Source organism: Ralstonia sp. Ralssp110 (assembly GCF_047325135.1).
Classification (GTDB): domain Bacteria; phylum Pseudomonadota; class Gammaproteobacteria; order Burkholderiales; family Burkholderiaceae; genus Ralstonia; species Ralstonia mojiangensis.
This window is the reverse complement of record NZ_CP168610.1, coordinates 1,444,476-1,468,642: the sequence shown is the minus strand read 5'-3', so window position 1 is coordinate 1,468,642 and position 24,167 is coordinate 1,444,476. Positions and strand designations below refer to the sequence as shown.

Annotated in this window: 25 protein-coding genes and 1 tRNA gene; 9 read left to right on the top strand and 17 right to left on the bottom strand. The window is 62.2% G+C overall.

Annotated elements, in window-relative coordinates:
• Position 1: 1 nt before the first annotated feature.
• Positions 2-352 carry an avidin/streptavidin family protein gene (locus ACEN9T_RS15715; protein ID WP_413708202.1) on the bottom strand — a complete coding sequence of 117 codons (351 nt, stop codon included), beginning with the start codon at positions 350-352 and terminating at the stop codon, positions 2-4.
• Between the two features lie 300 nt (positions 353-652).
• Here ACEN9T_RS15715 and ACEN9T_RS15710 point away from each other — a divergent pair, with 300 nt between their 5' ends.
• Positions 653-886: a hypothetical protein gene (locus ACEN9T_RS15710; protein WP_092969926.1), complete on the top strand. Its 234-nt coding sequence runs from the start codon at positions 653-655 to the stop codon at positions 884-886.
• Positions 887-897: 11 nt separating this feature from the next.
• Here ACEN9T_RS15710 and ACEN9T_RS15705 read toward each other — a convergent pair whose 3' ends face one another.
• Positions 898-1,539: a LysE/ArgO family amino acid transporter gene (locus ACEN9T_RS15705; protein WP_092969924.1), complete on the bottom strand. Its 642-nt coding sequence runs from the start codon at positions 1,537-1,539 to the stop codon at positions 898-900.
• Positions 1,540-1,613: 74 nt separating this feature from the next.
• On the opposite strand from ACEN9T_RS15705, the gene ACEN9T_RS15700 reads away from it, so the two are divergent.
• The gene (locus ACEN9T_RS15700; protein ID WP_413708201.1) at positions 1,614-2,510 is read left to right on the top strand and encodes a LysR family transcriptional regulator ArgP; all 897 of its coding nucleotides are present in this window, start codon (positions 1,614-1,616) and stop codon (positions 2,508-2,510) included.
• Positions 2,511-2,513: 3 nt separating this feature from the next.
• Here ACEN9T_RS15700 and ACEN9T_RS15695 read toward each other — a convergent pair whose 3' ends face one another.
• Positions 2,514-3,374, bottom strand: coding sequence for an MBL fold metallo-hydrolase (locus ACEN9T_RS15695; RefSeq protein ID WP_092969920.1), 861 nt, complete (start codon positions 3,372-3,374; stop codon positions 2,514-2,516).
• Between the two features lie 100 nt (positions 3,375-3,474).
• Between ACEN9T_RS15695 and ACEN9T_RS15690 the strand changes: the two genes are divergently transcribed.
• From ACEN9T_RS15690 to ACEN9T_RS15670, 5 genes are all read left to right on the top strand, one after another.
• Positions 3,475-3,840 (top strand): metalloregulator ArsR/SmtB family transcription factor, encoded by a 366-nt coding sequence (locus ACEN9T_RS15690; protein ID WP_413708200.1) that lies wholly within the window; start codon positions 3,475-3,477, stop codon positions 3,838-3,840.
• Between the two features lie 2 nt (positions 3,841-3,842).
• Positions 3,843-4,664, top strand: coding sequence for a sulfite exporter TauE/SafE family protein (locus ACEN9T_RS15685; protein WP_413708199.1), 822 nt, complete (start codon positions 3,843-3,845; stop codon positions 4,662-4,664).
• 35 nt (positions 4,665-4,699) lie between these two features.
• A tRNA-Pro gene (locus ACEN9T_RS15680) sits at positions 4,700-4,776 on the top strand.
• A 138-nt stretch (positions 4,777-4,914) separates the two neighbouring features.
• A complete protein-coding gene (sixA, locus tag ACEN9T_RS15675; protein ID WP_413708198.1) occupies positions 4,915-5,388 on the top strand; it encodes a phosphohistidine phosphatase SixA in 474 nt (157 codons plus the stop codon).
• Between the two features lie 128 nt (positions 5,389-5,516).
• Positions 5,517-6,350, top strand: coding sequence for a GNAT family N-acetyltransferase (locus tag ACEN9T_RS15670; protein ID WP_092969910.1), 834 nt, complete (start codon positions 5,517-5,519; stop codon positions 6,348-6,350).
• Positions 6,351-6,430: 80 nt separating this feature from the next.
• On the opposite strand, the gene ppx is transcribed toward ACEN9T_RS15670, so the two are convergent.
• Positions 6,431-7,954, bottom strand: a complete 1,524-nt coding sequence (gene ppx / locus ACEN9T_RS15665) for an exopolyphosphatase (protein WP_092969908.1) — start codon at positions 7,952-7,954, stop codon at positions 6,431-6,433.
• 169 nt (positions 7,955-8,123) lie between these two features.
• On the opposite strand from ppx, the gene ppk1 reads away from it, so the two are divergent.
• A complete protein-coding gene (gene ppk1 / locus ACEN9T_RS15660; protein ID WP_413708197.1) occupies positions 8,124-10,295 on the top strand; it encodes a polyphosphate kinase 1 in 2,172 nt (723 codons plus the stop codon).
• 82 nt (positions 10,296-10,377) lie between these two features.
• Here the strand turns inward: ppk1 and phoR are convergent, their stop codons facing one another.
• The 11 genes from phoR to ACEN9T_RS15605 form a co-directional block, all read right to left on the bottom strand.
• Positions 10,378-11,706, bottom strand: a complete 1,329-nt coding sequence (gene phoR / locus ACEN9T_RS15655) for a phosphate regulon sensor histidine kinase PhoR (RefSeq protein WP_092969904.1) — start codon at positions 11,704-11,706, stop codon at positions 10,378-10,380.
• 84 nt (positions 11,707-11,790) lie between these two features.
• Positions 11,791-12,504, bottom strand: a complete 714-nt coding sequence (gene phoB, locus ACEN9T_RS15650; protein ID WP_045203227.1) for a phosphate regulon transcriptional regulator PhoB — start codon at positions 12,502-12,504, stop codon at positions 11,791-11,793.
• A 23-nt stretch (positions 12,505-12,527) separates the two neighbouring features.
• Positions 12,528-13,241 carry a phosphate signaling complex protein PhoU gene (gene phoU / locus ACEN9T_RS15645; RefSeq protein ID WP_092969902.1) on the bottom strand — a complete coding sequence of 238 codons (714 nt, stop codon included), beginning with the start codon at positions 13,239-13,241 and terminating at the stop codon, positions 12,528-12,530.
• A gap of 40 nt (positions 13,242-13,281) precedes the next feature.
• On the bottom strand, positions 13,282-14,073 hold the full coding sequence (gene pstB / locus ACEN9T_RS15640; protein WP_004634243.1) for a phosphate ABC transporter ATP-binding protein PstB: 792 nt from the start codon (positions 14,071-14,073) through the stop codon (positions 13,282-13,284).
• Positions 14,070-14,954, bottom strand: a complete 885-nt coding sequence (gene pstA / locus ACEN9T_RS15635; RefSeq protein WP_413708196.1) for a phosphate ABC transporter permease PstA — start codon at positions 14,952-14,954, stop codon at positions 14,070-14,072. The genes pstB and pstA overlap by 4 nt, the downstream gene beginning before the upstream one ends.
• Before the next feature lie 38 nt (positions 14,955-14,992).
• Complete coding sequence (gene pstC, locus ACEN9T_RS15630) at positions 14,993-15,967, bottom strand: phosphate ABC transporter permease PstC (protein WP_092969898.1); 975 nt, start codon at positions 15,965-15,967, stop codon at positions 14,993-14,995.
• Between the two features lie 117 nt (positions 15,968-16,084).
• Positions 16,085-17,119: a phosphate ABC transporter substrate-binding protein PstS gene (gene pstS, locus ACEN9T_RS15625; RefSeq protein WP_092969896.1), complete on the bottom strand. Its 1,035-nt coding sequence runs from the start codon at positions 17,117-17,119 to the stop codon at positions 16,085-16,087.
• 191 nt (positions 17,120-17,310) lie between these two features.
• Positions 17,311-18,654 (bottom strand): phosphoglucosamine mutase, encoded by a 1,344-nt coding sequence (glmM, locus tag ACEN9T_RS15620; protein WP_092969894.1) that lies wholly within the window; start codon positions 18,652-18,654, stop codon positions 17,311-17,313.
• 109 nt (positions 18,655-18,763) lie between these two features.
• The gene (gene folP / locus ACEN9T_RS15615) at positions 18,764-19,627 is read right to left on the bottom strand and encodes a dihydropteroate synthase (protein ID WP_139219345.1); all 864 of its coding nucleotides are present in this window, start codon (positions 19,625-19,627) and stop codon (positions 18,764-18,766) included.
• A gap of 145 nt (positions 19,628-19,772) precedes the next feature.
• Positions 19,773-21,659 carry an ATP-dependent zinc metalloprotease FtsH gene (gene ftsH, locus ACEN9T_RS15610; protein ID WP_092969891.1) on the bottom strand — a complete coding sequence of 629 codons (1,887 nt, stop codon included), beginning with the start codon at positions 21,657-21,659 and terminating at the stop codon, positions 19,773-19,775.
• Between the two features lie 130 nt (positions 21,660-21,789).
• Positions 21,790-22,455 carry an RlmE family RNA methyltransferase gene (locus tag ACEN9T_RS15605; RefSeq protein WP_027681159.1) on the bottom strand — a complete coding sequence of 222 codons (666 nt, stop codon included), beginning with the start codon at positions 22,453-22,455 and terminating at the stop codon, positions 21,790-21,792.
• A gap of 108 nt (positions 22,456-22,563) precedes the next feature.
• On the opposite strand from ACEN9T_RS15605, the gene ACEN9T_RS15600 reads away from it, so the two are divergent.
• Positions 22,564-23,064 carry a YhbY family RNA-binding protein gene (locus tag ACEN9T_RS15600; RefSeq protein ID WP_413708195.1) on the top strand — a complete coding sequence of 167 codons (501 nt, stop codon included), beginning with the start codon at positions 22,564-22,566 and terminating at the stop codon, positions 23,062-23,064.
• A gap of 66 nt (positions 23,065-23,130) precedes the next feature.
• Here the strand turns inward: ACEN9T_RS15600 and ACEN9T_RS15595 are convergent, their stop codons facing one another.
• Positions 23,131-23,589, bottom strand: coding sequence for a DUF4149 domain-containing protein (locus ACEN9T_RS15595; protein ID WP_413708194.1), 459 nt, complete (start codon positions 23,587-23,589; stop codon positions 23,131-23,133).
• A gap of 20 nt (positions 23,590-23,609) precedes the next feature.
• Positions 23,610-24,086 (bottom strand): transcription elongation factor GreA, encoded by a 477-nt coding sequence (greA, locus tag ACEN9T_RS15590; RefSeq protein WP_024975432.1) that lies wholly within the window; start codon positions 24,084-24,086, stop codon positions 23,610-23,612.
• Between the last annotated feature and the right edge of the window lie 81 nt (positions 24,087-24,167).

Below are 24,167 nucleotides of genomic sequence, written 5' to 3'. Positions count from 1 at the left end.
GCTATTCCGAGACACGCTCGAACGTGTCGGCGTTGGTCATGACCGCATGCGGCCAGACCCGCTTGCCGTCGCCCTCTGTGGCCCGGTCCGACACCACGTGCCACACGGTCTCCAACCTGCCCGCGCGCAGCACACCGGTGAACGCACACACCATGTCGCCCTTGGGCGTCCCACCGGCAAAGGCGAGTGCGATGCAATCGCCGTGGCAGGTTCCGACCACGTCGTAGTCCCGGCCGAAGAAGCCGCTGTCATCCAGCGCCGTGCGGAATGTGCCCGACAGCCGCTCGCCGTCTTCCTCCAATGTCACAACGGAGCCGTATTGGTTCCGCCAACTGCCCGTCCAGGTTGCCATTTCGCCTCCTCGCATCCTTCTCGTGCTGAACGCATGTCGCTCAGCAGGACACATACCTCTCCGCCAGCACCGCAGCGCTGACTCGGGAATGGCAATTGCGTCCTCCCCCGCGCCCGATGCCGCAAACGCCCGCGTCAGGGCCAAAGGAAACGCACTTCAGATCGCCTGACAGCACATCGCGGAGCGGCTGTTGGCACTTCCGACGCAGGCTATGTGGTAACGCTTACGCACGGTTTTGTACAAAGGCCATCTGCGCGACAGAAGGGCCCTCCCCCTTACAAAATCAAGCTGGAGACAACGATGCTGAGTCCCCATGAAATTGCGACGCTGGTTTTGCTATGCGGCAACTCGCAACCGCGCGATCTGGACACGGTGGATGTTGAAACGCTGCTGGCGCTGCAACTCCTAACACTGGATCGTCCAAGCCCTGGCGTGAGCGAACCGCGCGTGACGCTGCAGGGGCATGCGTTATTGAAATCGCTGGGCGTACTCCGCGTGCGCAAGGGCATGCAGACAGCGGCGGCTTTACGGTAGACGCAATCGAATCAAAGCCCGCCCAGCGCGTGACGCAGCAGCACCGCAGACAGCACCAGCATCGTCACGCCAATCAAGCCGTCCAGCACCTGCCACGCCTTCGGCCGGGCAAACCATGGTGCGAGCCAGCGCGCGCCAAACCCGAGCGACACAAACCACAACAGGCTGGCCGATCCTGCCCCCGCTACAAACCAGCCGCGCAATGCCGAGGCTTGCTGCGCGCCAATGCTGCCCACGAGCAGCACCGTATCCAGATAGACGTGGGGATTGAGCAGCGTAAAGGCCGCCGCCTGCGCCAGCGCCGCGCCCCGGCTGAGGCCATCGCCACCTGCGGCGGCCCGTAACTGGCTGGAATGCCGCGCCCGCCACAGCGCCTGCACGCCATACAGCAACAGGAACGCGGCGCCCGCCAACGCAAGAAAACGCGCCAGGCTGGGTCGTTCACCCAACGCCTGCGCCATGCCAAGCACGCCCGCCAAGACCAGCAGCGCATCTGCCATCGCACAGAACAGCACGACACTCCCCACGTGCTCACGGCGCAGACCCTGACGCAGCACGAAAGCGTTCTGCGCGCCAATGGCCACGATCAGCCCCAGGCTCAGGGCCAAGCCCTGCAGGAAGACGGAAGAGGAAGTCGCAATCGATGTTGTCATGCGCGCAGCTTGCCGGGCCGATGCGATGAAGACAAACTATCTTTTCTTCACCCAATTCAGTTTTACTAACTATCGTGCTCGACTATTCCGCCTTGGCCGCTCTGGCTGCTGTCATCCGAGAAGGCAGCTTCGATCGGGCAGCCCGCGCACTCAATGTCACGCCGTCGGCCATTTCGCAGCGGATCCGGTTGCTGGAAGAACGCGTTGGCTGCGCGCTGGTGGTGCGTGATCAGCCGTGCCGCCCGACTGAAACCGGCCGACGGCTTTGCCAGCACGTAGACCGCGTTCGCCTGCTCGAACAGGAACTGCAAGGTGCGCTGCCAACGCTGGCGCAGGAGGGCGTTGCGCGCGTTGCGCTGCCCATTGCCGTGAATGCCGACAGCCTGGCGACGTGGCTCGCACCGGCAATCGCCACATTCGCAGCGGCGCATCCGGTGTTGATGGAGGTGGCTGTGGATGACCAGGATCACACCAGTGAATGGCTGCGCAGCGGCGCCGTGCTGGCTGCCGTTACCGCCACCGCGCGGCCGGCCACGGGCTGCAACAGCCGCCCACTCGGTGCCATGCGTTATCTGGCTGCGGCCTGCCCGGCATTCGTGCAGGAATATTTCGCAGACGGGGTCGGCGCAGGTGAACTGTCGAAAGCGCCTTGCCTCGTGTTCAACACCAAGGATGCGTTGCAGGCTACCTGGGCAAGGCGCCTGTGCCATCGCCATGTGGAACTGCCGCGCCATCTGCTGCCTTCGTCACAGGCGTTTGTGACTGCGGCCGTGGCCGGCATGGGCTGGGGGCTGCATCCGCATGCGCTGATTGCGCAGCATCTTGAAGACGGTTCGCTGGTCGAGCTGGTGCCTGACACGCCGTTGGACGTGCCGCTGCATTGGCAGCACGCGCGGGCGGCATCGGCGTTGGTGGACGAACTCAGCCGCGAGGTGCTGACTGCCGCGCGTGCCGCGCTGCTCCCGCCCTAGCGGTTACAGCGCGTTCAGCGGAATCTTGAGGTACTGCACACCGTTCGGCTCCGCTGGGGGCAACATGCCCGCGCGAATGTTCACCTGAATAGCCGGCAGGATCAGCGTGGGCATGCTGAGCGTGGCGTCGCGCTTCGTGCGCATCTGCACGAACTCGGCCTCGGTCACGCCATCGCGCACATGGATGTTGGCGCGGCGCTGCTCTGCCACTGTTGTGTGGCAGATGGCTTCGCGGCCGGCGGGCGGATAGTCGTGGCACATGTAGAGCCGGGTGTCCGGCGGCAGATCCAGCAGGCGGCGGATCGACTGGTACAGCGTGCCCGCGTTCCCGCCCGGAAAATCGCAGCGCGCAGTGCCCACGTCCGGCATGAACAGCGTGTCACCCACAAACACCGCATCGCCCACCTGATATGCCATGTCCGCCGGCGTGTGACCCGGCACGGCCAGCGCCTTGGCCTCCAGATTGCCGATATGGAACACTTCGTCGGGCGCGAACAGGTGGTCGAACTGCGAACCATCGAGCAGGAATGAGGGCTCCAGATTGAAGATCGGTTTGAACACGCCCTGCACGACGCGAATACGCTCGCCGATAGCGATGCGCCCACCGAAACGCCCACGCAGATACGGCGCGGCCGACAAGTGATCGGCATGCGCGTGGGTCTCCAGCAGCCATTCGATGCGTAAGTCCTGCGCTTCGATGAAGGCAGCAACGCGGTCGGCTGACCGGGTCGTCGTACGGCCGGATTTCGGGTCGTAGTCGAGTACCGAGTCGATCACGGCGCAAGGCGTGCCGGGGCCTGCGTGCACCACGTAGGTCATGGTGCAGGTTTCGGGGTCAAAGAAGGATTCGATCTGGGCATGCATGGTGGACGTTCCCGAACAATCTATATTTTTATAGAATATCGTCTGACATTCTGTCTGCCAATAGTGCAAACAGCGCGAATAGAACCCCGTGCCACGCCCCATGAGCCATTCCACAGACAATTCCGACGTTGTGCCGCTGCCCGAGGCGGCCATTTCCATGCTGCGCGCCTCGGCGTCGCAGGCGTGTGCCGTGCTCAAGGCCATGGCCCACGAAGACCGTCTGCTGCTGCTCTGCCAACTTACGCAGGGCGAGCGCAATGTCAGCGAGCTCGAGGCGTTGGTGGGCCTACATCAGCCCAGCCTGTCGCAGCAGCTGGGTGTGCTGCGCGACGAGGGCCTTGTCACCACGCGGCGCGAGGGCAAATACATCTACTATCGGCTCGCCAGCTTCGAGGTCATCCAGGTCATGCAGACACTCTCCGAGCTGTACTGCGGCAAGGTCTTGAAAAAGATGGCGGGACATTGACCATGTCGCCAATCGAAGCGGGTTGGATCGTCAGCGCGGGGCTGGGCTCTGTGGTGGGGCTCATTCTGGCGCTCACAGGTGCGGGTGGGGCTATCGTCGCGGTGCCGCTACTGATTTTCGGATTGCATCTGTCGGTGCCACAAGCTGCGCCGATTGCGCTGCTGGCGGTGGGGCTGTCCGCCGGACTGGGCGCGATGCTCGGCTTGCGGGAAGGCAAGGTCCGCTACAAGGCCGCTGGGCTGATGGCGCTGTGCGGCGTGGTGATCTCGCCGTTCGGCATCTGGACTGCGCACCGCGTGCCGAACACGCCGCTCACGCTGCTGTTTGCAGTGGTGCTCGCCTATGTGGCGCTACGCATGTTCCGGCAAGCGCGCGCGGCACCGTCAACCGAGGTCCAGCCGAGGCGAACCGCCCCGCCCTGCCACCTCGACACCACCACGGCCAAGCTGGTCTGGACGCTGCCATGCGCACGCGCATTGGCCGCGTCGGGCGTGGGCGCGGGCTTCCTGTCCGGATTGCTCGGCGTGGGCGGTGGCTTTGTCATCGTGCCCGCATTGCGCCGCGCGACCGATCTGCCGATGCAAACCATCGTCGCCACCTCGTTAGCAGTGATTGCGCTGGTGTCCATGGGGGGTGTGGTCGCCTCGGCCATTGGCGGGCATGTCGATTGGCATATCGCGCTGCCGTTTGCCGCCGGAGCCTTGACCGGCATGCTGGCGGGCCGGCGCTTTGCGCGGCATTTGGCGGGGCCGGCGCTGCAGCAAGGATTTGCTGCTTTTGCGGGCATCGTGGCGCTCGGCATGATCGTTCGAACACTAATTTGACCAGCGTGTTGCGGAAGCGGTACAATCGCGGTCTTCGGGGCGTAGCGTAGTCTGGTAACGCGTCCGGTTTGGGACCGGAAGACCGCGGGTTCAAATCCTGCCGCCCCGACCAGAATTGAGCAGCAAACAAAACGGCTTACGTTCACTACGTAAGCCGTTTTGCTTTGGAGCACGCGTTGCGGCTCGTGGTGTCATCTGACGATGCTATAAAGACAGCGTCCGCATCACGCAATGCCACCGACTTTCCCCCATGAACCTCATCCTGTGGCGCCACGCTGAAGCCGAAGACGTGGCCGCATCCCTGCGCATCCAGCGCAACACCGATCTCCAACGAGAACTCACCAAGCGCGGTCACAAGCAGGCCGAGAAGATGGCCCAATGGCTGCGCCCTCGCCTGCCGGAAGACACGCTCATACTCGCCAGCCCCGCTGTACGTACGCAGCAGACTGCGCGCGCCCTCACCGAACATTTCCACACGCTCACCGCGCTGGCGCCCGGAGCCGATGTCAGCGCGATCCTCGATGCATTGGACTGGCCGTCCAATAAGAATCTGCTGCTGGTCGGGCATCAGCCGTGGCTGGGCCGCCTTGCCAGCTTGCTCATCGCCGGCGTGGAAATGGACTGGAGCGTGAAGAAAGCCGGCGTGTGGTGGCTCTGCCGCCGCATCCGCGAAGACGAAGCGCAGACCGTGCTGCGCGCGGTGGTCAATCCCGATCTGGTGTGACACATCGCCCTCGTCACAGCATCGCCACGCAAAATTCACGCAACGGTCACGATTGACACGCTTTTGTCGCGGATCTGTCACGCAGCGTCTCTAGAATCGCCTCGAAATCCACCCTTGGGGATCCACGAATGCGAGACCTGCCGACGCCGACCCAGCCATTGATTGACGCACTGCCGAGCCTGAACCTGGGCAACGCACGGAGGGGCCTTCCTCGCTCACCCGACGCTGTTCCGGCGCGTGACAAGCCTGTTCTGGCCGTTTCGTGGGCGCGCCATCAGGATGAAGTAACGGAAGCACAGCGCCTGCGCTACAAGGTATTTGCCGAAGAAATGGGCGCCCGCCTGCCCTCGGCCCACACCGAACTGGACGTCGACATGTTCGACGCCGTGTGCGACCACCTGATCGTGCGCGACCAGAAGACGCTGCGCGTGGTGGGCACCTATCGCGTGCTGCGCCCTGACGCCGCCAAGCAGATCGGTTGCCTGTATTCCGAATCCGAATTCGACCTCGTGCGCCTGACGCACCTGCGCCCGAAGATGGTGGAGCTTGGCCGCTCGTGCGTGCACCGCGACTACCGCTCGGGCAGCGTCATCATGGCGCTGTGGGCCGGTCTGGGCGAATACATGCAGCGCTACGGCTTCGAATCGATGTTGGGCTGCGCAAGCGTGTCGATGGGCGATGGCGGTCACTTTGCTGCAAGCCTGTATCGCAGCTTCGTCGACGATGGCTCGCTCGCACCGATCGAGTACCACGCCTTCCCGCGCGTGGCCCTGCCGGTGGACGAACTGAACCAGGATCTCGAAGTCGAGCCGCCTGCGCTCGTGAAGGGCTATCTGCGCCTGGGCGCACGCATCTGCGGCGCACCGGCGTGGGACCCTGACTTCAACGTCGCCGATTTCCTCACGCTGCTGCGTCTGTCGGACATCAACCCGCGCTACGCACGCCACTTCCTGCGCGGCTGAGATCGCTCCGAACGGCACCACGCAAAACAAAACGGCCCGGGTCACTCCGGGCCGTTTTGCTTGGGATGCAGCGAGACGCCTTACACGTACACCACCTTGTAGCGGCGACCGATGCGCTGCCACTCATCGGCTTCTTTCGCCAGGCTGTATTCCACCAGCGGATTCTGCTCGATCCAGCTCTTGGGCAGCTCGACCTCGAAACCACCTTCATTCAGTTCGCCTTCGCTGTGGCGCACGCGCAGGCCGGGCAGTTGGATCGCTCCCCGACGACGGCACAGCACAAACGCCAGACGCAGGCTGAACAGCATCCGCCAATCGAGGAACTTGCCGCCGCCCGAGAGTTTGCCAAGCTTGCCGGCATGGCCCAGCAGCAGCGTCGCGAGGCGCGCCTGATCGGTCTTGGAGAAGCCCGGCATATCGGCATGGCTGGCGATGTACGCCGAGTGCTTGTGGTACCCGCTGTGCGAGATGCTCATGCCGATCTCGTGCAGGTTTGCCGCCCAACCCAGCAGCGCGAGATTGTCTTCGCGGCGCTCATCGGGCGGATCGGGAAACTGCGACAAAAGCGCCGTCGCCGCATCGCGAACGCGGCTCGCCTGCGCGCGGTCGACGCTGTAGCGGCGCATGAACTGTTCAATCGTCACCGTGCGCATGTCTTCGTGATGGGTACGGCCGAGCAGGTCATACAGCACGCCCAGGCGCAAAGCGCCATCGGTCACATCCATACGATCCACATCGAGTTCGGCGAACACGCCGAGCATGATCGACAGGCCGCCCGGCAGCACCGGAATCCGATCTGACTTCAGGCCGTTGAGCTTCAGACGATTGGTGTTCTCCGACTTGACGAGCGCGCGTTTCAGACGCTCGAGCCCTTCGCGCGTGATGCCGTGCTCGTTGCTCTTGTCATTGAAGCCGTTCAGCTCGATCAGCTCAGCCAGCGCACGTGCCGTGCCCGAAGACCCGACGGCCTGGTTCCAGCCAGCCGTGCGGTACTGCTGCACGAGCACCTGGATTTCGCGACGTGCGGCCAACTCGGCCTGCTTCATCGCATATTCGTCTACGTTGCCGTTCGGGAAGAAATGCCGGCTATGCGAAACGCAACCGATATACAGCGACTCCATCAGCTTGGGCTTGTAGCCGTTGCCGATGATGAACTCCGTGGAACCACCGCCGATATCGACGACGAGCCGGTTGCCCTGGCACGCCGGTGCGTCATGCGATGCACCGAGATAGATCAGCCGAGCTTCTTCGCGGCCCGCAATCACCTCAATGGGGAACCCCAGAGCGGCTTCCGCCTCGATCAAGAATTCCTGCGCGTTCTTGGCCACACGCAAAGTGTTGGTCGCCACGGCGCGCACATGCTCGGGGGCAAAATCGCGCAAGCGATCGCCAAAGCGGCGCAAGGCATCGACGCCGCGCCGACGCGCAGGCTGATCCAGGTATTTATCTTGCGTAAGCCCGGCGGCCAAACGGACCGGTTCGCGCAGCGCATCAACCTGGAATATCTGGGTGCCACCAGGGGTTTCGTCGACGCGGCCGATCATCAGCCGAAAGCTGTTGGAGCCCATGTCGACAGCAGCCAGCAGACGGGGGGTGGGACTCATGAATGAAAACGGTTGAGGAGCAGAATCAGGGGCGCGGAGTATTGTCGTTCGAAACAATGCGCAACAAAATATGTCTTTATTGTGTCCCGAACGTGACAAATCCAATGTGTCACAAATTTGACACCGAACTATGAAAAAGTGGCCGGATCGTCATCCGTCTGAACACAACATGTCGACATTGCCCGCGGGCGATCTGCTCAATCGCGAACTGGGCATCCTGGAATTCAACGCCCGTGTGCTCGCCCAGGCCGCTGACACGGGTGTGCCGCTGATGGAGCGGCTGAAATTCATCTGCATCGTGTCGAGCAATCTCGATGAGTTCTTTGAAATCCGCATTGCCGGATTGAAGGAGCAGATGCGCGACAACCCTTCGTCGGTCACGCCCGACGGGCTGTCGGTGCAGCAGGCGTTTGGCGTGGTTTCGGAGCGGGTGCGGCAGCTGGTCGCGCAACAGTATGCCATGTTGCAGGATGAGATCCTGCCCCTGCTGGAGAAGGAAGGCGTCTTCTTCCACATGACTACCAACTGGAATGAAGTCCAGCGCGCCTGGTGCCGCAGCTTCTTCCAGCGCGAACTGGTGCCCATCCTGACACCGATGGCGCTGGACCCGGCACACCCCTTCCCGCGCGTGCTCAACAAGAGCCTGAACTTCATCATCGAGCTGTCGGGCAAGGATGCCTTCGGCCGCGAGGCTGAACTGGCGATCGTGCAGGCGCCGCGCGCCCTGCCCCGGCTTGTGCAGATGCCGCCGGAGCTGTCGGGCTATCAGTATGGGTTCGTGCTGCTCTCGTCGTTCATGCAAGGCTTTGTGCACGAACTGTTTCCGCAGATCGACGTACACGGCTGTTACCAATTCCGCGTAACACGCAACTCCGACCTGTTCGTGTCGGAAGATGAAATCACGGACTTGCGCGAAGCGCTGCAGGGCGAACTTTCAACCCGTCACTTTGGCGACGCGGTACGCCTGGAAATCGCTCATGACACATCGCCGGCATTGGCACTACGCCTGCTGCAGGAGTTCGGTCTAGCCGAAACGGACTGCTACCGCGTCAAGGGCCCGGTGAACCTCGTGCGCCTGCTGCAGGTGCCGGACATGGTCGACAAGCCGGTGCTGAAGTACCCGCCGCATGTGCCAGCAACGGTCAGGCAGGTGGCTAACAGTTCGAACGTGTTCGACGCCATCCGTCAGGGCGACATCCTGCTGCACCATCCGTACGAGAGCTTCACCCCCGTGCTCGAACTGCTGCAGCAAGCTGCGCGCGACCCCGACGTGGTCGCCATCAAGCAGACTGTCTACCGCACCGGTAACGAATCCACGGTAATGGAAGCGCTCATCAAAGCGGCGCACAACGGCAAGGAAGTGACTGTCGTCGTCGAACTGCTCGCGCGCTTTGACGAAGAGACGAACATCAACTGGGCGGACCAGCTTGAATCGGCCGGCGCCCATGTCGTGTATGGCGTGGTGGGCCACAAGTGCCACGCAAAGATGCTGCTGGTGGTGCGCCGCGAGGTGTCCGGCAAGAGCAAGACCGTCAAGCTGCGCCGCTATGCGCACCTCGGCACGGGCAACTACCATCCCAAGACCGCCCGCCTCTACACAGACTTCGGCCTGATGACGGCCAACGAGCAGATCTGCGAAGACGTGCATCACGTGTTCCAGCTGCTGACAGGCACGGGCGCGCAGGTCAAGCTGCATCATTTATGGCACTCGCCGTTCACAATGCACGACAACCTGATCGAGCACATCCGGGCCGAAGCACGTGCCGCTCGTGCAGGCAAACGTGCGCGCATCATCGGCAAAATGAATGCGCTGCTGGAACCGGCCATCATCGACGAGCTGTACAAGGCATCGCGCGCGGGCGTGAAAGTCGACCTGATCGTGCGTGGAGTGTGTGCCCTCAAGCCGGGCGTGCCTGGGCTGTCGGAAAACATCAGCGTGCGCTCCGTCGTCGGGCGCTTCCTGGAGCACCACCGCGTCTATTACTTCCATTCTGGCGGCGAGGAAGTCGTCTATCTTTCCAGCGCCGACTGGATGGACCGCAACCTGTTCCGCCGTGTCGAAGTGGCCTTCCCCGTGCTCGACCGCAAGCTCAAGGCGCGCGTCATCAGGGAAAGTCTGCAGGTGCATCTGCGCGATAACGCGTCGGCGTGGGTCATGCAGCAGGATGGCCGCTACGTGCAGCGTCAGACGCGTGGCAAGCACGTGCGCGTCAGCCAATTGGAACTGCTGAACCACTTCTCGCCGCAGGCCGCTGCAGCGGCGGAGACGGCTGCCGCAGTGGCGGCGGCAACGGCGGCGGAACCGACGGTGCGCGCTCCGGTGGAGATCTCCGCAGGCTGATCCGGCCGCCTGCCAGCAAACGAAAACGCACGCTCAACAGCGTGCGTTTTTCATTGGATCAAGGGATGGAGAAAGCCGGTGATCAGGCGACACGCTCATCGGTAACGCTGGCGCTGCGCACCACCGTACGCTCCGGCGGGAACACGGCGCGGAAGGTGCTGCCCTTGCCGTGCTCGCTGGTCACCTGCAGTTCTCCACCGTGGCGCGATAGCACGTGCTTCACAATAGCCAAGCCCAGCCCGGTACCACCGGTGTCGCGTGAACGGCTGCGGTCCACCCGATAGAAGCGCTCGGTCAGGCGCGGAATATGCTCGGGCGCGATGCCGATCCCCGTGTCAGTGACGGAGTACACCGCGTGGCCGTCCCGCACGCCCCAATCGAGGCGGATCGTGCCGCCATCGGGCGTATAGCGCACTGCGTTGGACGCCAGGTTGCTGAACGCGGAAAGCAATTCAAGCTCGGCGCCACACACGCTCACGGCCGAGTCGCACGTCATGCTGACAGTGTGGCGGCCCGCAGAGAGCGCTTCGATATCGTGCTGAAGCTGCAGCATCATGCGCTGCATCGGCACCGGCGCCAATGACGGCGGCTCGGAATTCCCCTCCAGCGTGGCGAGCGCCAACAAGTCTTCCACCAGGTGCTGCATGCGCATGGCTTGCGTATGCATCATGTCCAGATAGCGCTTCTTGTCTTCTTCCGGCAGGGGAAGGTCGCGCACCGTCTCCAGAAAACCCGAGAGCACGGTCAGCGGCGTCTTCAGCTCGTGCGAGACGTTGGCCACGAAATCGCGGCGCATCGCTTCGGTGTTCTCCAGCTTGGTGATGTCCTGCGACACCAGCAGCTTGCGGTCTTCGCCATACGGCAAGATCTGGGCGGAGATGATGCTTTGCTTGTGCGGGCCCACGTCATGCATGGTGAGCGGCTCCTCGAACTCGCCGCGCGCAAGGTAGCGCACGAACTCCGGTCGGCGGATCAGGTGGGTAATACGTTGGCGCAGATCACGCCTGGCAGAGAGGCCAAAGTGCTCTTCAGCCACCGCGTTGCACCATTCGATCTGGTCTTCGCCGTCAAGCATGAGCACGCCGTTGGGCGAGGCCTGAATAGCCTGAATGAAGCGGCTGTGCTGTTGTTCAACCTGCAGCACCTGCGTGCGCCAGCCCTTCATCAACCGGTGCAGGCGGTAGTAGACCTCGCCCCACAGGCCCAACGCGCTGGGGATCTCGCCATAGGCCGGCGAGTCCAGCACGCGCCACAGGCGTTGGATCTGATAGACGTAATACAGGAGCATCGCCAACAACATTGCACTGAGAACGGCCAGTGCAACGACATGGTCGACGAAGAGATACAGGCATGCCGCGACGATGCCCATGAGGGCGGCAAAGACGGCAAAGCGGGTCCAGAAGACGTTCATGAAGGCATTCTAAGCGCTGGACCGCGACGGGCGTGTGAACGCGCGATCGGAAACCCCGCCTCGCGCGTTTGTCTGACTGCTGCGTTATTGCCCCGGATTGCGCGCCAGGCGATAGCCGCTGCCGCGCACGGTTTCGATCATGTTGCTGTAGCCACCCGGAGCGAGCGCTGCACGCAGACGCTTGATGTGCACATCCACCGTGCGCTCTTCCACGAACACATGGTCGCCCCACACCTGATCAAGCAGCTGCGAGCGGCTGTGCACGCGCTCCGGATGCGTCATCAGGAAATGCAGCAGTCGGAACTCCGTCGGACCGAGGTCCAGCTTGATCGGGTTTTCTGCCTCGAGGTTCGTAGCCGTTACACGGTGCGTGGCCGGGTCCAGCTTCAGGCCGTTGATTGCCACCACGTCATCGGTCAGCTGCGGCGCGCGGCGGCGCAGCACGGCCTTGATGCGGGCCAGCAATTCCTTGGGCGAGAACGGCTTCGTGACGTAATCGTCCGCGCCGCTGTCCAAGCCCATGATCTTGTCCTGCTCTTCGCTGCGGGCCGTCAGCATGATGATCGGGATCTGGCGCGTGCGCTCGTTGGCGCGCAGCTCCTTGGCGAACATCACGCCCGACTTGCCCGGCAGCATCCAATCGAGCAGAACGAGGTCGGGCAACACATCGCTCATCAACGACAACGCCTGCTCGGCGTTGTACGCGCGGATCGGGTAATGCCCTGCGTGCTGCAGGTTGACGGCGATCAGTTCAGCGATCGCCGGTTCGTCTTCTACGACGAGAATACTGCTCGGCATGCTCACGTCTCCAGTCCTGCCTTTTATTCGCCTTCGCCAAGGATCTCGCGTTCCAGCGTTTCGCGTGAAGCGTGCCGGACGTCGGTGCCCTTGACGATGTAGATAATAAACTCGGCGATGTTCTTGGCGTGATCGCCAATACGCTCAATAGCCTTGGCAATGAACAGCAGATCCAGCGCCACCGAAATCGTGCGCGGGTTCTCCATCATGTACGTGATGAGTTCGCGCATGAAGCCGCGGAATTCCTCATCAATGGCCTTGTCTTCCTGCAGGATCGACACGGCGGCAGCGGTATCCAGACGCGCGAAGGCGTCCAGCGCGTGACGCAGAATGGTCGCGGCCATCTCGCCCGAGCGCTCCACACCAGCGTAGTTCAACGCATGTGCCGACGGGTCCTGCATGATGCGCTTGGTGCGCTTGGCGATCTTCTCGGCTTCGTCGCCGGCACGCTCAAGGTTCGTGATGGTCTTCGAGATGGCCATCACCAAACGCAGGTCACGTGCGGTCGGCTGGCGGCGCGCGATGATGTTGTTGCAATCGCTGTCGATCTCGATCTCGAGCGCATTGATTTCCAGCTCCACGGCCATGACTTGATCGCACATGGCGGTGTCGAAGTTGGCCAGTGCGCGCATGGCGCGTGCAATTTGCGCTTCCACCAGCCCGCCCATCTGCAGCACCTTGGTGCTGATCGAGGTCAGGTCGGTATCAAACTGCGATGACAGATGCTTCTCAGACATCGGTTTCTCCTTGTCGCTTCAGCTTCAGCGTTGTTGCAGGTCAGCCGAAGCGGCCGGTAATGTAGTCTTCGGTTTCTTTGCGCTGCGGCTTGATGAAGATCTTTTCGGTATCGCCGAATTCGATCAACTCGCCCAGATACATGTACGCCGTGTAGTCAGAGCAACGCGCTGCCTGCTGCATGTTATGCGTGACGATGACGACCGTGTAGTCGTCCTTCAGTTCAGCGATCAGCTCTTCGATCTTGCCCGTGGAAATCGGGTCGAGCGCCGAGCACGGCTCATCCAGCAGTAGCACTTCGGGGCGGATGGCAATGCCGCGCGCGATACACAGACGCTGCTGCTGACCGCCCGACAGGCCGTAACCCGACTGGTTGAGCTTGTCCTTCACTTCGTTCCACAGCGCGGCCTTGGTCAGCGCCCATTCCACGCGATCGTCCATCTCAGAGCGCGATAGACGCTCGAACAACTTCACACCGAAAGCGATGTTGTCGTAGATCGACATCGGGAACGGCGTCGGCTTCTGAAACACCATGCCGACCTTGGCGCGCAGCAGGGCGATGTCCATGCGCGAGGTCAGCAGGTTCTCGCCGTCCATGTTGATCTGGCCCTCGGCTCGCTGCTCCGGATACAGCGCATACATCTTGTTGAACGTACGCAGCAGCGTCGACTTGCCGCAGCCCGACGGGCCGATGAACGCAGTCACCTGCTTTTCCGGAATCTGCAGGGAGATGTTCTTCAGCGCGTGGAACTTGCCGTAATAGAAGTTCAGGTCGCGAACATCGATCTTCGGGCTTTGCGTGCGCACTTCGAGGGACGTAGCAGTCATGGTCATTTCTTGGTGAACAAGGCACGCGCGAGGACATTCAGCCCCAGCACACCCAACGTAATCAGGAATACCCCGGCCCAGGCCAATTGCTGCCACTCGGGGAACGGGCTCATCGCAAACTTGAAGATCACGGTCGGCAGCGTGGCCACCGGCTGATTCAGATCCAGACTCCAGAACTGGTTGTTCAGCGCGGTGAAGAGCAGCGGTGCGGTTTCGCCGGCAATGCGGGCCACGGCCAGCAGCACACCGGTAATCACGCCGGCATACGACGCCTTCAACGTAATCGACAGGATCATCTTCCACTTGGGCGTGCCAAGCGCCATTGCAGCTTCACGCATCGCGTTGGGCACCAGGTTCAGCATGTTCTCGGTGGTGCGCACCACGATCGGAATCTGCAGCAGCGCCAGCGCAAGCACGCCGGCAATCCCCGAGAAGTGCTGCACGCGGGCCACCACGACGGCATACACGAACAGGCCGATCACGATGGACGGTGCCGACAGCAGGATGTCATTGATAAAGCGCGTGGCGCTCGCCAGCGGCGAAGTCTTGCCGTACTCGGCCAGATAGATGCCGGCCATGATGCCCAGGGGTGTGCCGACCAGCGTAGCCATGCCCACCAGCAGGAGCGACCCTGCGATGGCGTTGGCGAGGCCGCCTCCCGGCGTATTGGGCGCCGGTGTCATCTCCGTGAAGAGCGACATCGACAAGCCGCCCACACCCAGCGAGAGCGTGGTCCACAGAATCCATGCCAGCCACACAAGGCCGAAGGCCATGGCAGCCAGCGACAGCGACAGCGCAATCCCGTTGACGTTGCGGCGGCGGGCCTGCAGGCGTGCCTTGATCTTTTCAGAGTCGGCGCGGACGGCAGGAATGGAAGACGTACGCATGGTGTTGGGTCTCATAGCGTCAGGCAGATCGCGTTGGTTCACTTTTGACCCTCGCTCTTCTGCAAGCGCAGAAGCAGCAACTTGGACGCCGCCAGCACGATGAACGTGATGACGAACAGGATCAAGCCAAGCTCCATGAGCGCCGCGGTGTGCAGACCCTGGCCTGCTTCCGCAAATTCATTGGCCAGCGCCGACGTGATGCTGTTACCCGGCGAGAACAACGACGGATCGGACAGCAGGTTGGTGTTGCCGATCACGAACGTCACGGCCATGGTCTCGCCCAGGGCGCGCCCCAGGCCCAGCATCACACCGCCGATCACACCCGCCTTGGTGTAAGGCAGCACCACGTTCCACATGACTTCCCACGTCGTGCACCCGACGCCGTAGGCGGATTCCTTAAGCAGCGTCGGCGTGATTTCAAACACATCGCGCATCACCGCCGAGATGTACGGGATGATCATGATCGCCAGGATCACCCCAGCGCACAGCAGGCCGATGCCAATCGGCGCACCCTGGAACAGCGCGCCGATGACCGGAATCTTGCCTACGGTCGCTGCCAGCGGTTTTTGAAAATATTCGCCGAAGATCGGCGCAAACACGAGCAGGCCCCACATGCCGTACACGATGGACGGCACTGCAGCAAGCAGCTCGATGGCGGTACCTAGTGGTCGGCGCAGCCACGCTGGCGACAGCTCGGTCAAGAACAGGGCAATGCCGAAGCTGACAGGCACGGCAATGATGAGCGCGATCAGCGACGTGACCAGGGTGCCGTAGACGGGCACCAGCGCGCCATAGATGTCAGAGGGCGGATCCCACTCCGAATTCCACAGGAACGACAGGCCGAACTTCTGAATCGTGGGCCAGGAGCTGATGATGAGCGAGATGATGATGCCGCCCAGCAGTAACAGCGTAACGATTGCGGCAAGGCGGGTCAGACCGCCGAACACCAGGTCGCCGAGGCGGCTGGGTGCTCGCATACGGGAAGCGCCAGAGGAATCAGAGAGCGTGGCCATGAGGGAAACCGGTCAGCCGTGAAAGAAGCATTTGAAATGGTGCGGACAGCCAATTCTCACCGCCCGCCCGCACCTTGTGCCGCACTTACTTACGAGCCTTTATGCAGCAGGCAACGATCAGTGGTTGTAGACAACCTTGCCCGATGCATCCTTCACGCTCGACTTCCACGTCGCACGGATCTGGTTCTTTACAGCGTCCGGCAGCGGCACGTAGTCCAGGCCCTTGGCAGCGTCGTCACCACCCTTATAGGCCCAGTCGAAGAACTTCATGACTTCAGCGCCCTGCTCCGGCTTGGCTTGCGTCTTGTGCAGCAGGATGAACGTTGCACCAGCGATCGGCCATGCATCCTTGCCCGGCTCGTCCGTCAGGATCTGGTAGTACGACTTGCTCCACTCGGCGCCGGCAGCTGCGGCCTTGAACGCTTCAGCGGTCGGTTGCACGGTGGCGCCCGACTTGTTCTGCAGGTTCACGTACGTCATCTTGTTCTGCTTGGCGTAGGCGTACTCAACGTAGCCAACTGCGCCACCCAGACGCTGCACGAAAGCGGCCACGCCTTCGTTGCCCTTGCCGCCCGTACCGGTCGGCCAGTTCACGGTCGTGCCTTCGCCAACCTTGCTCTTCCACTCGGTGTTCACCTTCGACAGGTAATTCGTGAAGATGAACGAGGTGCCCGAACCGTCAGCGCGGCGCACCACGAGGATGTCCTGGTCCGGCAGCTTAGCCTTCGGGTTCAGCTTGGCGATCGCCGGATCATTCCACTTCTTGATCTTGCCCAGGTAGATGTCGCCCAGCAATTGGCCGTTCAGCGTCAACTCACCCGGCTTCACGCCCGGCAGGTTGATCACAGGCACCACGCCGCCAATCACGGTCGGAAACTGGATCAGACCATCCTTGGCCAGCTCTTCGTCCTTCAGCGGCATGTCCGATGCACCGAAGTCGACGGTCTTGGCAGTGATCTGCTTGATGCCACCCGACGAGCCGATACCTTGGTAGTTCACCTTGGTTTGGGTCGCCTTGTTGTAGTCGGCCGCCCACTTGTTGTAGACGGGTGCCGGGAACGTTGCGCCTGCGCCAGTGATGTCAACAGCAAATGCGGCACCAGCGAAAGCCAGCGCGGCCACGCCAGCGATTGCGGTTTTGACCAGTTTCATGAGTTCTCCAGAGGAGCGGTTGAGCGATGACAGATTTTTGACATCCGAACTTTAGGCGGCTTGAATGACAGTTCTGTGACAACACGAAAACTTCTCATAACTGACCTGCAAGGCATGAAAGTCGACCTGTGCGCATAAAAAAAGCGGCCCAGAGGCCGCTTTTTTACTTACATATTTGATCGAGCAAGAACTTACTGCAACGTCGCTGCAAGACGCTCCGCGTGTTGGTTGGCCAGTTCAGCATCCTGCGCTTCCACCATCACGCGAACGACCGGCTCCGTACCCGACGGGCGAATCAACACGCGCCCCTTGCCGTCAAGCTCAGCTTCGCTGGTCTTCAGCGCCGCTTGCAAGCCAGCGTGCGACTTCCAGTCGAAGCCTTTCTCGACGCGCACGTTGATGAGCTTTTGCGGGAACAGGCGCACGCCGTCTAGCATCTGGTCCAGCGTCTGGCCACTGCGACGCAATGCCGCAAGCACCTGCAGCGCCGAGATGATGCCGTCGCCCGTGCTGTGCTTGTCAAGGCAAAGCAAGTGACCCGACCCTTCGCCGCCCAGCAGCCAACCATTCTTCTTCAGCTCCTCCAACACGTAACGGTCACCCACCTTGGCGCGTACGAATTCGACGCCCTGCGCCTTGAGCGCCAGCTCCACGGCGAGATTGGTCATGAGCGTGCCAACCGCACCCGGCACCGCCTGACCAGCCGCACGACGCGCCTGCACCATCACGTAAAGCAGTTCGTCCCCGTTGTAGAGGCGGCCGTTGCGGTCCACCACCTGCAGGCGGTCGGCATCGCCGTCGAAGGCCAGGCCAATGTCGGCACCATGCTCGCGCGTGGCCTCGACCAACTTGCCCGGCGCCGTCGCGCCATAGCCGTCGTTGATATTGCGGCCATTCGGCTGGTTACCGATCGAGACGACATCCGCGCCCAGTTCATGGAAGACGTGCGGTGCGATGTGATAGGCCGCGCCGTGCGCGCTGTCCAGCACGACCTTCATGCCGAACAGGTTCAGATCGCTGGGGAACGTGCTCTTGCAGAACTCGATGTAACGGCCAGCAGCATCCTCGATACGGCGGGCGCGGCCCAGCGCGTCCGAGGCCGCGTACACCATCGGTTTTTCCAACTCGGCCTCGATCTGCAACTCGGTTTCGTCAGGCAGCTTGTCGCCGGTGGCGGAGAAGAACTTGATGCCGTTGTCGTAATACGGGTTATGTGATGCTGAAATCACCACACCCGCCGACAGCCGCAGCGCACGCGTGAGATACGCCACACCCGGCGTGGGCAGCGGCCCGCTCATCAAGACGTCAACACCGGCTGCGGTAAAGCCAGCTTCCAACGCGGCTTCCAGCATGTAGCCTGACAGGCGCGTGTCCTTGCCGATCAGCACGGTGGGACGACCATGGCCATGTGCTTCGCTGCCAAGGGCCAGCACACGCCCCGCTGCGTAGCCGAGGCGCAATACGAAATCCGGCGTGATCGGGCTTTCACCGACACGCCCACGGATGCCGTCGGTGCCGAAATACTTCCTGGACATTGGGAATCTCTCCTGGAGAATGTTTCTTTATTTGTTTGTAAGGCGCCGGCCATCGCCGGGCAATCCTCTGTTCGCTTGATCCCCCAGCCGCGCGAGGCCGGGGCGGCTCTCAGGCCACTGGCGGATTCACCCGTTCGTGGCGCATGGCCCACCAGAGTTGAATCGCTTCCACCGTCGGTTGTACGTCGTGCACACGCACAATGAACGCGCCCCGCTCTGCGGCCAGCAGCGCTGCCGCCACACTGGCGGTCACGCGCTCGGCCGGCGGTTTGCCACCCAGCACAGCGCCAAGCGTCGATTTGCGCGATAAACCGACGAGCAGCGGCAAACCGATCCGATTGAACTCCGCCAAGCGATTGAGCATGGTGAGATTGTGATCCGGCGTTTTGCCAAAGCCAAATCCCGGATCGAGTGAGATACGCTCGGCGGCCACACCTGCGGCCATCAACGCCTCCGTCTGCGAGCGCAGGAAGGTCTCCACCTCGCCCATCAGGTCCGCATAGCTGGGCGCTTCCTGCATCGTTTCCGGATCGCGCTGCATGTGCATGACGCACAGGCCCGCGTTGCCCTTGGCTACTGCCTCGATCGCGCCCGGCCGGCGGAAGCCCCATATGTCGTTGATCAGATCGGCGCCGGCATCCAGCGTGGCCCTCATCACTTCGGGCTTGTAAGTGTCAATGGACAGCGGTTTGCCGCATTCGCGCAGCGCCTCGACGAGGGGCATCACGCGGTCCAACTCGGCCTGCAGGCTCAGCGGCTCGGCACCCGGACGACTCGATTCGCCCCCGATGTCGATCATGTCCACGCCTTCGGCGATCAGCCTCTCAGCGTGGCGCAAGGCTGTATCGCGCGTGGCGTGTTGCCCCCCGTCGGAGAACGAATCGGGCGTGACGTTGAGAATGCCCATGACCAGGGGACGCCGATCGCGCGCGTAACGGAAACGTCCACACTGGAAGTGCGTTGTGGTGGAAATGGAAGCGGACAAGATAGATTGATGGAAATGCTGCGCAGGACCGGAATGCTACGCCAGGCATGCCAGAAAGCGCCAACAAAAAAGCCGGTGCGCTTGCACCGGCTCTTCTGCGTCGCTGCCAGAGCGACAAATCAACGCGTCATCATCAGGCCGTGGCAGGCACGTTGCCCGGGGTCACACCCGCCGGCGTCCCACCACCCGGCGGGGTGCTGCCACCACCAGTCGAGCCGTAGCGCGGCGGGCGCGGCGGCTTGCCGTCCATGATGTCGTTGACCTGATCGGCGTCGATGGTTTCCCACTCGAGCAGCGCGGCGGTCATGGCTTCAACCTTCTCGCGATTCGCTTCCAACAGCCCCTTGGCCAGGGCGTATTGTTCATCCACGATACGGCGAATTTCCGAATCCACCTTCTGCTGCGTCGCTTCGGACACCGTCTTCGATGCCATGCGGCCGAAGAAGCCATCCTGTTCCGTATCAACGTAGACCATGGTGCCGAGCGCGTCGCTCATGCCATAGCGCGTCACCATATCGCGGGCCATCTTGGTGGCGCGCTCGAAGTCGTTGGAGGCACCGGTACTCATCGCGCCCAGGAACACCTCTTCTGCAGCACGGCCACCGAACAAAATCGCGACCTCTTCGAGCATCGTGTCCTTGTAGGCGTAGTGCTTGTCGTGCTCAGGCAGCTGCCAAGTCAGACCGCCCGCCCAACCGCGCGGCATGATCGTGACCTTGTGCACCGGATCAGCCTTCGGCAGCAGCTTGGCCACCACCGCATGACCCGACTCGTGGTACGCCGTAGCGCGGCGTTCCTCTTCGCGGATCACGGCCGACTTGCGCTCCGGACCCATGTAGATCTTGTCCTTAGCGTCTTCGAAGTCCTGCATGTCGACCACGCGCTTGTTACGGCGCGCAGCAAACAGCGCAGCTTCGTTAACCAGGTTGGCCAGATCAGCGCCAGAGAAGCCCGGCGTGCCACGTGCCAGCACCGATGCATCAACGTCGTTGCCGATCGGCACCTTGCGCATGTGCACCTTGAGAATCTGCTCGCGGCCGCGGATGTCGGGCAGCCCAACGTAAACCTGACGATCGAAACGGCCCGGGCGCAACAGCGCCTTGTCGAGCACGTCGGCACGGTTGGTTGCGGCGATCACGATGACGCCCGAGTTGGCCTCGAAACCGTCCATCTCAACCAGCATTTGGTTCAGCGTCTGCTCGCGCTCGTCGTTGCCGCCGCCCATGCCGGCGCCGCGGTGGCGACCGACCGCATCGATTTCATCGATGAACACGATGCAGGGTGCCTGCTTCTTGGCGTTTTCGAACATGTCGCGCACGCGGGCCGCGCCCACGCCAACGAACATTTCAACGAAGTCCGAACCGGAGATGCTGAAGAACGGCACCTTGGCTTCGCCAGCAATGGCGCGAGCCAGCAGCGTCTTACCAGTACCAGGAGGGCCCACCAGCAGTACGCCGCGCGGGATGCGGCCGCCTAGCTTTTGGAACTTCTGCGGGTCTTTCAGGAAGTCGACCAGCTCAACGACTTCCTCCTTCGACTCGTCACAGCCTGCCACGTCAGCAAACGTGACGCTATTGTTGTTCTCGTCAATCAACCGCGCCCGGGACTTGCCGAACGAGAAGGCACCGCCTTTCCCGCCGCCCTGCATCTGCCGCATCATGTAGAACCAGAATACGATGATCAGCAACGTCGGGCCGAGGTAGTAAAGCGCGGTGAGAAGCACACCTTGCTCTTCTTCCGCCTTGCCGGTCACCTGTACGCCGTACTTCATCAGGTCGCCCACCATCCAGATGTCGCCGGGCGAGATGATGGAATATTTGTTGCCCTCGTTGGGCGTGACCAACAAAGTACGGCCCTGGACCTCCACGCGCTTGACCTTGCCGGCCTTCGCGTCGTCCATGAATTGCGAGTACGTCACACCCTCTTGGGCGCGCGGCTTGTCGAACTGCTTGAAGACGGTGAACAGCACCAAGGCAATCACCAGCCAGATGGCCGCCTTCTGAAACCAGTTGTTATTCAAGGCGAGACTCCTTTAGAAATGCCTTGACGGGATGCTTGGCATTGTAATGCACGGACACCGCCGCGGGTTGATTGCCCGCAAGACCGAGGGACCGCCGCGCTAGCCGGGGGCCCTTCCTGAGTATCGTCCGTCAGCCGGGATGCTTGAGCTGGCGGCCCAACAAGAATGTTTCGGACGATTTGTCGCGGGAGGCTTTAGGCTTGCGTGGCGCCACGATCTTGAAATGGCGCTTGAACATCTCGACGATCTGACTATAGCCGCTGCCGTGAAAACATTTGATCAGCAGCGCGCCCTCAGGTTTCAGGTGCGCCATGGCAAATTCCACAGCCAGCTCGGCGATGTGCTCCATGCGCGCGGCGTCCGCCGACGCCACACCTGAGAGATTGGGGGCCATATCGGACAAAACAAGGTCCACTTTGCCCCCGCCCGTGGCTTCCAGCACGATTTCTTCGAGTTGACGGAAAACGTCGTCCTCGCGGAAGTCGCCCTGGATGAAGGTGACGTCGGCGATGGCTTCCATCGGCAGGATGTCGATGGCGACGATTGCCCCATCGATACGGCCGTCCTTGGCGCGTGGCGAGGCGGCCAGCTTGTTGCGCACGTACTGGCTCCAGCTGCCCGGCGCGGCGCCCAGGTCAACGATGACCTGACCCGGCTTGATCAGCTTGTCCTGCTCGTCGATCTCTTTGAGTTTGTAGGCTGCACGTGCACGATAGCCTTCGCGCTGCGCCAACTTTACGTACGGATCGTTGATATGGTCGTGCAGCCACGACTGGTTGAACTTGTTCTTTGCCATCGAATTGGTTGCAATTTCGCCCGAACGTAGCGCCAAACATGGCGGCCGGGACTGGTTTTGGCGGATAATACGCGCCGTTTGTCTCTTTGCGTGATCCCGCCCTTATTTATGCCCGCCCTTATCCTCACCCCTGCCCAACGATCGGAACTGCGCTCCGAAGCGCACGCGTTGAACCCGGTCGTCATCATCGGTGCGGAGGGCCTGACCAAGGCCGTTCTGGCCGAAATCGACCGCTCACTGGCGGCCCACGGGCTGATCAAGATTCGCGTCTTCGGCGATGACCGCGAAGCACGGGTCGAACTCTATGACACCATTTGCGCCCGCCTGCAGGCCGCGCCGGTGCAACACATCGGCAAGCTGCTGGTCATCTGGCGCGAGGGCCCGGCGTACCTGAAGGAAAACCAGCCGCGAGACCTCAAGCCGCCGCGCAAGACTACCGTTGGCGCCGGTCCGCGCTCGGTCACCGTGCGCAAGCCGAACCCGAACAGCGCACGCCGCCCGAAGCCGGTCCGTCTGAGCGTGCTCGGCAACGAGCGCGTCACGGCCGGTGGCAACGTCAAGCGCGCCAAGCCGCGTCAAACCAGCCAGAAAAAGAAAGCGCTGTCCTGATCCAATTCGGGGCTGCACAGAAAACGACCGGCTTTTCAGCCGGTCTTTTTTTTGGCCTCAGGTGGCTTACCGAACGCCAGCCGCCGTCCAGATCAGCGCAAACCCCAGGAGGCTCTGCACCAAATAGAACACGCTCGATACGCCGTGCAGCATGCCGAACTGTGCACGGTACGGAGAATTTCCCACCGCCACGCCAAGCGCATCGGCCTGTTCGCGCAGCGAAGCCATGAACGGCTGCAGGCCGAAATAGCCCACCAGCACACACAGCAGCATCGCCAGCACAAGCCAACGCAGCCGCCGGTAACCGATCTCACCGCGACGCACCAGCGCCGTAGCAGCCAGCAGCAGCAAACACCCCGCCGCCAGACCGATCCACGCTTGCGCATGAAACAACCGGCCGGCAATCGAGCCGGCCAGCTGGCGATCGTCCAGCATCGCAAACAGCGTCGGAGCGACGATGTAGCCGATAGTCCAGAGCGAACCGCACCATACCGTGGCAAGCAACTGGAAGAAGCGCTGCGGCATGGCGGTTGTCTCGGATCGAGTTAGAGGTATTTGACAGCCAGGACTTCGTACTCGCGTTCGCCGCCCGGGGCGACCACGGTGGCGACGTCGCCTTCGAACTTGCCGATCAACGCACGAGCGATCGGCGAGCTGATCGAGATCTTGCCGGTTTCCAGATCGGCTTCATCATCACCAACGATCTGGTACGTGACGGGCTTGCCCGAATCCAGATCTTCCAGGTCAATGGTTGCGCCGAAAACGATGCGACCGTCGGCATCCAGCGAAGCCGGATCGATGATCTGCGCGGCGGACAACTTGCCTTCGATTTCCTGGATGCGGCCTTCGATGAAGCCCTGGCGCTCCTTGGCGGCATCATAGTCGGCGTTTTCGGACAAATCGCCCTGGGCACGTGCCTCGGCGATGGCGTTGACGACGGCCGGACGCTCCTTGGTCTTCAGACGTTGGAGTTCGTCTTTCAGCATCTCGGCACCGCGCTTGGTAATCGGAATGGTGCTCATCGTAAGTCTTTCGGAATCACAAAAAAATCAGCCGCAGCGAAGCGGGAGGGCGCGTAGCGCACACCCGCCTGACGGCGGCTG

Excerpts from the sequence above, each read along its gene's own strand:
- ACEN9T_RS15710 (WP_092969926.1), top strand. The coding sequence starts at position 653 with ATGCTGAGTCCCCATGAAATTGCGACGCTGGTTTTGCTATGCGGCAAC.
- ACEN9T_RS15685 (WP_413708199.1), top strand. The coding sequence starts at position 3,843 with ATGTCGCCAATCGAAGCGGGTTGGATCGTCAGCGCGGGGCTGGGCTCT.
- sixA (WP_413708198.1), top strand. The coding sequence starts at position 4,915 with ATGAACCTCATCCTGTGGCGCCACGCTGAAGCCGAAGACGTGGCCGCA.
- phoB (WP_045203227.1), bottom strand. The coding sequence starts at position 12,504 with ATGCCGAGCAGTATTCTCGTCGTAGAAGACGAACCGGCGATCGCTGAA.
- ACEN9T_RS15695 (WP_092969920.1), bottom strand. The coding sequence starts at position 3,374 with ATGCATGCCCAGATCGAATCCTTCTTTGACCCCGAAACCTGCACCATG.
- pstB (WP_004634243.1), bottom strand. The coding sequence starts at position 14,073 with ATGACCATGACTGCTACGTCCCTCGAAGTGCGCACGCAAAGCCCGAAG.
- pstA (WP_413708196.1), bottom strand. The coding sequence starts at position 14,954 with ATGCGTACGTCTTCCATTCCTGCCGTCCGCGCCGACTCTGAAAAGATC.
- pstS (WP_092969896.1), bottom strand. The coding sequence starts at position 17,119 with ATGAAACTGGTCAAAACCGCAATCGCTGGCGTGGCCGCGCTGGCTTTC.
- ACEN9T_RS15690 (WP_413708200.1), top strand. The coding sequence starts at position 3,475 with ATGAGCCATTCCACAGACAATTCCGACGTTGTGCCGCTGCCCGAGGCG.
- ACEN9T_RS15705 (WP_092969924.1), bottom strand. The coding sequence starts at position 1,539 with ATGACAACATCGATTGCGACTTCCTCTTCCGTCTTCCTGCAGGGCTTG.
- ACEN9T_RS15670 (WP_092969910.1), top strand. The coding sequence starts at position 5,517 with ATGCGAGACCTGCCGACGCCGACCCAGCCATTGATTGACGCACTGCCG.
- ppk1 (WP_413708197.1), top strand. The coding sequence starts at position 8,124 with ATGTCGACATTGCCCGCGGGCGATCTGCTCAATCGCGAACTGGGCATC.
- ACEN9T_RS15600 (WP_413708195.1), top strand. The coding sequence starts at position 22,564 with ATGCCCGCCCTTATCCTCACCCCTGCCCAACGATCGGAACTGCGCTCC.
- pstC (WP_092969898.1), bottom strand. The coding sequence starts at position 15,967 with ATGGCCACGCTCTCTGATTCCTCTGGCGCTTCCCGTATGCGAGCACCC.
- greA (WP_024975432.1), bottom strand. The coding sequence starts at position 24,086 with ATGAGCACCATTCCGATTACCAAGCGCGGTGCCGAGATGCTGAAAGAC.
- ACEN9T_RS15595 (WP_413708194.1), bottom strand. The coding sequence starts at position 23,589 with ATGCCGCAGCGCTTCTTCCAGTTGCTTGCCACGGTATGGTGCGGTTCG.
- ACEN9T_RS15605 (WP_027681159.1), bottom strand. The coding sequence starts at position 22,455 with ATGGCAAAGAACAAGTTCAACCAGTCGTGGCTGCACGACCATATCAAC.
- phoR (WP_092969904.1), bottom strand. The coding sequence starts at position 11,706 with ATGAACGTCTTCTGGACCCGCTTTGCCGTCTTTGCCGCCCTCATGGGC.
- phoU (WP_092969902.1), bottom strand. The coding sequence starts at position 13,241 with ATGTCTGAGAAGCATCTGTCATCGCAGTTTGATACCGACCTGACCTCG.
- ACEN9T_RS15715 (WP_413708202.1), bottom strand. The coding sequence starts at position 352 with ATGGCAACCTGGACGGGCAGTTGGCGGAACCAATACGGCTCCGTTGTG.
- glmM (WP_092969894.1), bottom strand. The coding sequence starts at position 18,654 with ATGTCCAGGAAGTATTTCGGCACCGACGGCATCCGTGGGCGTGTCGGT.
- ppx (WP_092969908.1), bottom strand. The coding sequence starts at position 7,954 with ATGAGTCCCACCCCCCGTCTGCTGGCTGCTGTCGACATGGGCTCCAAC.